The sequence below is a fragment of the Kutzneria sp. NPDC052558 genome, from assembly GCF_044547355.1.
Classification (GTDB): Bacteria; Actinomycetota; Actinomycetes; order Mycobacteriales; family Pseudonocardiaceae; genus Kutzneria.
This window is the reverse complement of sequence record NZ_JBIUAG010000033.1, coordinates 59,509-68,579: the sequence shown is the minus strand read 5'-3', so window position 1 is coordinate 68,579 and position 9,071 is coordinate 59,509. Positions and strand designations below refer to the sequence as shown.

General features: G+C 72.1%; 6 protein-coding genes. 3 read left to right on the top strand and 3 right to left on the bottom strand.

From position 1 onward, the window contains the following. The first annotated feature begins 111 nt into the window (after window positions 1-111). Together ACIG5F_RS39725 and ACIG5F_RS39720 are read left to right on the top strand one after the other, a co-directional pair. Entirely contained in the window at window positions 112-2,406 is a 2,295-nt protein-coding gene (locus ACIG5F_RS39725) for a hypothetical protein (RefSeq protein WP_396525247.1), read from the top strand. Window positions 2,407-2,435: 29 nt separating this feature from the next. Next, a complete protein-coding gene (locus tag ACIG5F_RS39720) occupies window positions 2,436-3,953 on the top strand; it encodes a dolichyl-phosphate-mannose--protein mannosyltransferase (protein ID WP_396525246.1) in 1,518 nt (505 codons plus the stop codon). Window positions 3,954-4,035: 82 nt separating this feature from the next. Here the strand turns inward: ACIG5F_RS39720 and ACIG5F_RS39715 are convergent, their stop codons facing one another. From ACIG5F_RS39715 to ACIG5F_RS39705, 3 genes are read right to left on the bottom strand one after another with little or no spacing between them, the layout of a single operon-like run. Next, the gene (locus ACIG5F_RS39715; RefSeq protein ID WP_396525245.1) at window positions 4,036-4,476 is read right to left on the bottom strand and encodes a response regulator; all 441 of its coding nucleotides are present in this window, start codon (window positions 4,474-4,476) and stop codon (window positions 4,036-4,038) included. Beyond that, window positions 4,473-5,963 carry an ATP-binding protein gene (locus ACIG5F_RS39710; RefSeq protein ID WP_396525244.1) on the bottom strand — a complete coding sequence of 497 codons (1,491 nt, stop codon included), beginning with the start codon at window positions 5,961-5,963 and terminating at the stop codon, window positions 4,473-4,475. Before ACIG5F_RS39710 ends, ACIG5F_RS39715 begins: the two co-directional genes overlap by 4 nt. A gap of 50 nt (window positions 5,964-6,013) precedes the next feature. Continuing rightward, on the bottom strand, window positions 6,014-7,246 hold the full coding sequence (locus tag ACIG5F_RS39705; protein ID WP_396525243.1) for a PP2C family protein-serine/threonine phosphatase: 1,233 nt from the start codon (window positions 7,244-7,246) through the stop codon (window positions 6,014-6,016). A 66-nt stretch (window positions 7,247-7,312) separates the two neighbouring features. On the opposite strand from ACIG5F_RS39705, the gene ACIG5F_RS39700 reads away from it, so the two are divergent. Next, window positions 7,313-9,064, top strand: a complete 1,752-nt coding sequence (locus ACIG5F_RS39700) for a hypothetical protein (RefSeq protein WP_396525241.1) — start codon at window positions 7,313-7,315, stop codon at window positions 9,062-9,064. Window positions 9,065-9,071: the final 7 nt, after the last annotated feature.

Here is a 9,071-nt window from a genome sequence, read left to right as displayed (position 1 = left end):
CAGTATCGGGGGCGTGCGCGTGGCGTCCGGACCCGATGAGCAGCTGACCGCCCCACCCGAACAGGTGGGCCGCGGCCGGAGAGCGCGGGTCGGCGCCTCATGATCAATTGGTTGCGGTCGCGGCGGCCGAAGCCGCAACGGCCCGCGGCCGAGGCGCAGCCGCCGGTGGTGGAGTTCCAGACCCGGCAGGTCGGGGCGGCCCTGATCGTGTCGGCGCCGCCCGGCCCCGGCTGGCACGCCATGGCGCTGGCCGGCTCGGTGCCGCCGGACCCCGGCCGCACGGTGGTCGTGGTCGACTTCCCGGCCGGCGGCGACGGCAGCTACTGGACGGCGCTCGTGCAGGCGCTGCGCGGCCGCGGCCCGGTGCGGCTGGCGGTGTCCGGCGCGGGCAGCGCCACCGGCGCCGGCCCGGCCCGCGCCATCGCCGCGCAGTGGCTGGCCGAGCAGCTCAAGGCCGAGGTCGTCGCGGCCGACGGCACGCTGGTGCCGGTGCCCGGCGGCTCCACCTTCGTCGCCAACGCGCACGCCACCGGCTCGTGGCGCAGCTTCCACCCGGACAAGCCCAGCGAGGCGCTCGGCGCGCGGTTCCCGTCCCCGGAATGGGAGTCGTTCATGACGACGGCCCCGTGGCGGGCCGGGCCCGTGTCGGTGGCCGAACCGGTGCCGACCGGGCTGTGGCTGCACGCCACCCCCACCGCCGCCACCCGCCGGCACTCCGCGCTGGCCTTCGGCGTGCCGGTGCGGATGGACGTGCTCACCGTCATCCTCGGCGGCCCCGAGGAGGCCCAGCTGCCGTCGGCCGAGCTGCGGGCGCTGTGGGAGGCGCTGCCGGAGGAGATCCGCCGCCGGGTCCGGTTCGCCTCGTTCGGGGCCGACCTCGGGCAGTTCGCCGCCGACACCATCGGCCGGCCGGTGATCGCCTTCAACGGGCTGCCGGTGGCCACCGAGCGCGGCATCGAGGTCGGCGTCGTCGCCCCCGACGGCCGCCCCACCTGGCGGGCGTTCGCCAGTGAACTGCGGTACCGGCCGGGCAAACCCCCCGAGGTGATCGCCGCCCGGCCCCCGGTGGCCGGGCTGAAATCGCTGCGGCCGGGGCAGTGGGAGCTCACCGCCAACGTCGTCGTCGAGGCCGTGGCCGCCGGCCTGTGGGTGCGGGCCGCCGGGGCCACCCCGGCCGGGGCCGAGCTGGTGCGGGGCATGCCGGTCGACCCGGAGTGGGCGCGGATGACCGTCGGCGTGCCCGGCGAGCCCGTCGGCGACGAGATCAGCGTCGCCGGGGCCAAGCTGTTCGCCGGCCTCGACGCCGAGAGCCAGCGGGTGGTGCGGCTGGTGTTCGGCGAGGCCCCCAAGCCCGAGCCCGCCGCCGACCCGGTGGTTGACACGGCGGTTGACGCGGGGGTCGACGGGCCGACCGCGGTCGTCGCCGAGGCCGTGCTGACCGCGGTGGACGCCGACGTCAACTACGACATCGGCGACGAGCTGCCGACCATGGTGCTGCTGCGCCGGCAGATGGCCCTGCACCAGATCGGCGCCGGCCAGATCACCCCGTCTCCGCTCGATCCCAGCCCGCTCGACCCGCCGCCGCTCGATCCCGGCCAGATCGACCCCGGCCCGATTGATCCTGGCCCGGTCGAGTCGAGCCAGATCGAGCTGCCGGCCGACCCGTGGCCGGTGGAGCCGCCTCCGGCGCCGGTGCGGGCGGAGCCGTTCCTGGTCGATCCCGGCATCGACGTCGACGCCCTGCTGGACACGCTGGTCGCCGCCGAGACGGCGCTGGACGAGCACCGGGGCTGGATGCTGCGGACTCTCGGCGACCAGTACGACTCGTACGCCAGCAGGGTCCTGCGGCTGCTCGTGCAACACCCGGAACTGCGGGAAGGCGAGCTCCAGTCGGTCGTCACCGACCTGGTGGCCGTGCTGGTCTACCTGGCCGCTGGGGAGCGCAAGGCCGACGAGGCCCTGCTGTCCGGCGACGTCGACGCGCTGCTGCCGTTCCTGAGCTGCGTGATCTCCGGCCTGCAACGGCTGCCCACGTACGAGGGAGTCGCGTTCTGCGGCGGGACGCTCGATCCCCCCACCCATCGCAGCGGCGCCATTCTCACCGAGGTCAGCTTCCTCAACGCCGTCACCGCCGCCGACGCCGCGCTGCCGGGCGACGCCGAGTTCGTCATCTGGTCGGACAGCGCCCGCCGGACCGGTCTGCTGGAGCCGGAGCTGGATCCCGTGGTGTTCCTGCCCGGCACCCGCTTCCAGGTGCTGGGCGTGCACGACAACCGAGTGCTGCTCGGCGAGATCGGCGGCGGCGACCAGCTGGCCCGCCTGGAGGAGGCGGCCAAGCTCCGCGCCGCCACCGGCCCCGTCGCCGACCCCCTCCGCTTCGCCCGCTCCATAGGCTCCCCCACCTGAACGACACCGGGTGCGGCATGATCGACGGCATGGTGGGGGTCGTGGACGTCGGGGAGGTGCCGCCGACCGCGCCGCCGTCCACGGCCGGGCCGCTGGACCGGCTGGCGGTGTGGCGGCCGACCGACACCGTGCGGGGCTGGGTCGTCACGCTGGTGGTGACCCTGGTCGGCGGGCTGGTCCGGTTCTGGAACCTGGGCTTCCCCACCGACCGCGGCACCCCCGTCTTCGACGAGAAGTACTACGCCGTCGAAGCGTGGCAAATGCTGCGCAACGGCGGCTATGAGGACGACGTCGGCGCCGGGTGGACGTTCATCGTGCACCCGCCGGTCGGCAAATACCTCATCGCCGTCGGGGAATGGCTGTTCGGCTACGACGGCTGGGGCTGGCGGTTCTCCTCGGCCGTCGCCGGCGCGGTGTGCGTGTTCCTGATCGTCCGCATCGGACGGCGGCTGACCCGCTCCACCATGCTGGGCGCGCTGGCCGGAGTGTTCCTCATCTGCGACGGCGTCAGCCACGTGCAGTCGCGGGTCGCCCTGCTGGACATCTTCGTCGCGTTTTTCGTGCTGATCGCCTTCGCCTGTCTGTTGGTGGACCGGGATCTGGTGCGTCGACGCCTGGCGGTGGCCGTCACCGAGGGATGGACCTCGCGGTGGGGTCCGCGGCTGGGCTTCCGGTGGTGGCGGTTCGCCGCCGGCGTCTCGCTGGGGTTGGCGTGCGGCGTGAAGTGGAACGGTCTCTACTACGTCGCCGCTTTCGGCGTGCTGTCGGTGGTGTGGGACGCACTGGCCCGGCGGGCCGCCGGCGTCGCCCGGCCGTGGGTGGGGGCCGCGATGCGGGATCTGCTGCCCGCGTTGTGGGGCCTGCTCGTGATTCCGGTCGCGGTGTACTTCGGGACGTGGTGGGCGTGGTACGGCAGCGAGACCGGCTACGACCGGCACCTCGCCGACTCCGCCCTCCAGTCGCTGCTGGGCTACGAGGCCGATGTGCTGCGGGTGCACGAGACCCTGGTCACCGGCAACCATCCGCACTACTGGGAATCCAAGCCGTGGACGTGGCCGATGGGCCTGCGGCCGATGCTGTACTACATCGAGCAGCCGCCCAGTCCGCTGGCCGAGGGCTGCGGCACCACGTCGTGCGTGCGGGCCGAGATGCTCATCGGCACGCCCGCGATGTGGTGGCTGGCCTTCCCGATGATCGGCTGGTCGCTGTGGCGGGCCCTGGTCAGGTTCGACTGGCGGCACGCCGCGGTGATGGTGGCCTACCTGGCCGGCCTGCTGCCGTGGTTCATCAACCTCGACCGGCAGATGTACTTCTTCTACGTCACGCCGCTGGCCCCGTTCTTGGTGCTGGGCCTGGTGTTGGCCTGCGGCGACATCCTCGGCCGGGCCCGCGCCGGGGCCGAACGCCGCGGCACCGGACTGCTCGTGGTCGCCATCTACACCGGCTTGGTGGTCGCCAACTTCATGTGGCTGTGGCCCATCCTCAACGGCGACTCCATCCCCTCCGCCCAGTGGCAGGCCGAACTCTGGCTCCCCAGCTGGCGCTGACCCCATGCGACGCCCTTGACGCTTGGAAGGGGGCTTTCCTTCACTCGGAGTGGAGGAAAGCCCCCTTCCAAGCGTTTGAGGGTCAGCGGGGCAGCTTCACCACGGTGACGAAGAAGTCGTCGATCTGGCGGATCACGTCGATGAAGCGGTCGAAGTCCACCGGCTTGGTGACGTAGGCGTTGGCGTGCAGGTCGTAGCTGCGCAGGATGTCCTCCTCGGCCTCGGAGGTGGTCAGCACCACGACCGGGATGCTGCGCAGGCTGTCGTCCGACTTGATCTCGGACAGCACCTCGCGGCCGTCCTTGCGTGGCAGGTTCAGGTCCAGCAGCACCAGACCCGGCCGCGGGGCTTCGGCGTGCGGGCCCTCGCGGCGCAGGAACTGCAGCGCCTCCACGCCGTCGGCCACCACGTGCAGCTTGTTGCGGATCTTGTGGTGCTCGAAGGCCTCGCGGGTCATCAGCACGTCGCCCGGGTCGTCCTCGACCAGCAGCACGTCCACCACGTCCACGAACGACTCGGTCACGGTTCCTCCTCGACGACTGGCAGGGTGAACCGGAACGTGGTGCCCCGGCCGGCGTCGGTGTCCAGCCAGATCCGGCCGCCGTGGTACTCGATGATCTTGCGGCACATCGCCAGGCCGATGCCGGTGCCCGGGTAGGCGTCCTTCGGATGCAGCCGCTGGAAGATCACGAAGACCCGCTCAGCGTACTCCGCCTCGATCCCGATGCCGTTGTCGGCGCAGGTGAACGTCCACAGGTCGCCGTCCCGTTCGGCCGACAGGCTCACCCGCGGCGGTTGGTCGCCGTGGAACTTCACGGCGTTGCCGATCAGGTTCTGGAACACCGCCGCCAGCAGCGCCGGCTCGCCCCGCACCGGGGGCAGCGGCCCGATGGTGATCTCCGCCCCGGTCTCCTCGACCGCGGTGGCCAGGTTGGCCACGGCCTGCGCGGCGATCTCCCCGGAGTCGACGACCAGCTGCTCCCGGGTCAGCCGCCCGACCCGGGAGAACGCCAGCAGGTCGTTGATCAGCACCTGCATGCGCTTGGCCCCGTCCACGGCGAAGTGGATGTACTGGTCGGCCCGCTCGTCCAGCTGCCCCTGGTAGCGCCGTGCCAGCAGCTGGCAGAAGCTGGCCACCTTGCGCAGCGGCTCCTGGAGGTCGTGCGAGGCGACGTAGGCGAACTGCTCCAGCTCGCGGTTGGACCGCTCCAGCTCGTCGTGCATCCGCATGTGGACCTCGAGCTCGTCCACGATGTGCAGGCGCATCTGGTCCACGTCGGCGGCCAGGCTGGCGATCTCCCGGGGCCCGCTGCCGGCCACCGGCCGCTGGAACTGCCCGTCGGCGACCAGCCGCACCTCCGCCGCCAGCTTCGACACCGGCCGCACCACGCCGTAGTGGGCGAGCAGGGCCAGCACGGCGATCAGCGCCAGCAGCACCACCGCGACCACGACGCCGACGACGATCAGGTTGTCGCTGGCCGAGTTCAGCACCGACCGACCGGCCGCGCGGGCCGACGCCAGCTTCGCCTCCTGCGTCGTCAACGCCGCCCGGACCTGGTCGAACAACGCCTTGCCACGGTCGATGTCGCCGGCGTTGGCCTGGCGCAACGCCGGCATGGCGTACTGGGAACGCCACTGGTCGGCCGCCCGCTGCACGTCGTCCAGGGCGGCGCCGGCCGAGGCCAGGTCGCCGGTCTGGAGATCACGCAGGGCCTGCACGGCCCGCGCCTCCTGCTGCTGCCCCTCCTGGTAGGGCTGGAGAAAGTCCTCCCGCCCGGTCAGCACGTAGCCCCGAACGCCGGTCTCCTCGTCGACCAGGGCGTTCGACAGCGTCAACGCCTGCCGTGACGCCGGATCCACCTGGTCCACCACCAGCGACCGGGCCTCGGTGAAGCTGTGCAGCGCCCACGCGCCGAGCCCCACCGCCGCGGCCACCACCAGCACCATCACCGCGACAACGGCCAGATACCAGCGCCGCAGCGGCCAGCCCGACCCCATCCGCTCGTTCATGATCTCTCCAGCATCGGCCAGCGGGCGCTCGGACGCAGCGCGAACGCCGGTCAGCGGCTGTCCTCCAGCAACACCACCGCCAGGTCGTCGTCCGGCTCGCCCACGGTCGTCCGCTCCACCGCCGCCACCAGATCCCGCACCAGGCTCGCCCGGTCACAGCGGCCGATCAGCTCGACAAGGCCCTCGGTGTCCAGCCGCTCCGGGCCGGCCCCGATCCGCCCCTCGACCAGGCCGTCCGTGTACAGCAGCAACGACCAGCCCGGCGGCAGCGGCAGCTCCAGCGCCGACCACTTGGCGTCCGACACCACACCCAGCGGCAGACCGGCGCGTTCCCGGGGCAGCGGCAGCGGGCCGGCGGGGCCGAGCAGGATCGGCGACGGGTGCCCGGCCAGGTACACGGCGGCGGCCGACTGGTCCGGTGTGACGGTGGCCATGCACAGGGTGGTGAAGATGCCCTCGCGGTGCCGCTCGTGGATCAGCAGCTCCTGCAACGTGTTCAGCACCTGGTCGTCCGCCTGGCCGGCCAGGACCAGGGCGCGCCAGGCGATCCGCAGGCACACACCCAGCGCCGCCTCGTCGGGGCCGTGCCCGCAGACGTCCCCGATCACCACGTGCAGCGAGCCGTCGGCGCCGGTGACGGCGTCGAAGAAGTCGCCGCCCAGCTGCATCCGCCGCCGGCCGGGGCGGTAGCGGGAGGTCAGCGCGGGGGAGTGCTCGGTCAGCAGCGGTGAGGGCAGCAGGCCGCGCTCCAGCCGGGCCGTCTCCTGGGCCAGCAGCCGTTCTTCACGCAGCTGGCGGTGCGTGTCCTCGGCCCGGCGGCGCTCCACCGCGTAGCGAATCCCGCGCAGCAGCAGGGAACCGTCCACCTGACCCTTGACCAGGTAGTCCTGCGCGCCGACGGCCAGCGACTGGATGCCGCGCTCCTCGTCGTCGTGGCCGGTGAGCACGAGCACCGCCGCCTGGCCCGCGTGGTCCAGGATGCGGCGCAGCCCGTCCAGCCCGCTGGCGTCGGGCAGCCCCAGATCCACCAGCACGCAGTCGAAGCCGGGCAGCAGCTCCACCGCGTCCCGCGCCGTCCGCGCCCGCGACACCTCGACCGTCGCCCCCACCTCGTCGAGCAGCGAGGTGACCAGCAGCGCGTCACCGTCGTCGTCCTCGACCAGCAGCACCCGCAACGTCGTGCCCTTTCCGGAAAGTCTTCCCTGCGGGGATCTTAAGTGCGCGGCCGGCCGGGGGCGCAGTGGGTGTGCGCCGGGGGTGGCGTTGCCGCGAACGAGTGACATGCGCTAACGAGCCCCGGCCGAACGGGCGATCTCTGGGCGAGAAAAGCAGGTCCGGAGGGAGCGGCCATGGCTGCCGGCGTCACCGAACGCAACCAACACTGTTGGCGTTGCCGGGAGGTCAATCCCGGCGGCGACAAGTTCTGCCAGGTCTGCGGCGCTTCGTTGGTGCAACGCGACAACACCACTCGCTACCTGTGCGCGGCCGCTCAGCTCAGCGAGGCTTACGCCAATTCGGCGATCCGCGAGTTCCTGGTGGAGCCGTTGCGGGCGATCCCGCCCGCGCCGGGCGTGGACACCACCGCGGTGCTGCGCGAGGCCGTCGCCTCCCGGGCCCGCCGCCGGATCCGCGACGGCGTGCTGCTGCTCCTGCTGGCCGTGCTGCTGTTCGCCGGGCCGGTGGTTTTCCTGCCCTGGCTGGTGTTCGGGCTGCTGCTCTCGTTGGTGCTGGGGCGTTTCTCGATGAGCCGCCGGGGCGCGGCCATCCTGGGCGTCGTGGCGCTACTGGTGATCGCCGTGACAGCGGTGGTCGGCAGCGCCGGCATCGCGATCCTGTCGGTCCTGTCCTCGCTGGGCAGCCGGTCGAGTTCCTCCGACAGCGGCGGGTACTACGACTCGTCTCCATCGCCGGCTTCCGACAGCGGCTTCAATGTCGGCCTGCTGCTCACGGTGATCGTGCTGCTGTTGATCGTCGCCGTCGTCGTTGTGGACGAGTTCGCGGTGCATTACCTGGTGTACAACCGGTTCCGCCGCACCGACTTCCTCGCCGACGGCCGGACCAGCCCGCACGACTGGGAGCAGCGACTGCGCAGCCTCGGGCTCACGACGTTCCACCTGCCGCTGCAACGGGTCGCCGCCGCCACCGAGCACGTCGACCGCAGCGACGCCGCAGATGTGGTGGTGCACCGGGGTTTCTCACCGTTCATCGGCGCCGGGCTCGCCCTGCACGAACAGCTGATCGCGCTGCCGCTCGAACCGTCCGATGAGGACGAAGAGCCCGCGGCGATCAGCGTCACCGGCCTGCACGACCACGTCGCCAAGGCCATCAGCCGGCTGCGCACCACCTCCACCCTCGGCCCCGGCCGCCGGCTGGAGGACCTCGTGCGCCGCGAGCAGGTGCTGATCCCGGCCGACCGGCTGGTGCTCGACCACCGCGTCGTGCCGGAGGTCCTGGCCGACCTGGACCATGCGCCGGTGTCGCGGGTCTCGGTCGACGAGGCCCGGGCGCTGGCCGACGCCGCCGTGGAATGGGCGCGGTACTACAGCTGCTACCGGGTCGAGGCCTGGGACCGCGACGTCACCACGTCCTGCTACGTGCACGCCGGCACCGACCAGAAGATGTTGTTCCTGGAGTGGCGGTTCTTCGCGCTGCTGCCGATCCAGCCGGTGTTCCGGGCCATCGACCAGTACCGTGATCCGCTGCTGGCCCCGCTGAAGTCCACCGCCGTCGAGCTGATGGTGCTGCCGGCCACGATCGTGCGCCGAGTGGCGTCGGTGTTCCGCCGGTTCACGCCGTTGAAGCAGGGCGTGAACGAGGTCATGCCGGCCAAGTACGGGGCCGACCGCAGCCTGCGCGAGGCCGCCCAGGCCGACCGGGTGCAGACCTACTTCCAGGACGTGGACGTCGAACGGTACGTGCGGATCCTGGACTCCACGCTGTTCCGCGCGGTCGGCGAGTACCTCCAGGAGCGCGGGTACTCGGTGGTGGACTTCATGAAGCTGGCCGATCCCCAGGTGAACAACTACGACCTGAGCGGCACCACGCTGATCAACTCCGCGGTTGGCAGCCGCAGCAGCGTCACCAACACCCAGAAGGGCTGACCCGGCG

Excerpts from the sequence above, each read along its gene's own strand:
- ACIG5F_RS39700 (WP_396525241.1), top strand. The coding sequence starts at position 7,313 with ATGGCTGCCGGCGTCACCGAACGCAACCAACACTGTTGGCGTTGCCGG.
- ACIG5F_RS39705 (WP_396525243.1), bottom strand. The coding sequence starts at position 7,246 with ATGTCACTCGTTCGCGGCAACGCCACCCCCGGCGCACACCCACTGCGC.
- ACIG5F_RS39710 (WP_396525244.1), bottom strand. The coding sequence starts at position 5,963 with ATGAACGAGCGGATGGGGTCGGGCTGGCCGCTGCGGCGCTGGTATCTG.
- ACIG5F_RS39720 (WP_396525246.1), top strand. The coding sequence starts at position 2,436 with ATGGTGGGGGTCGTGGACGTCGGGGAGGTGCCGCCGACCGCGCCGCCG.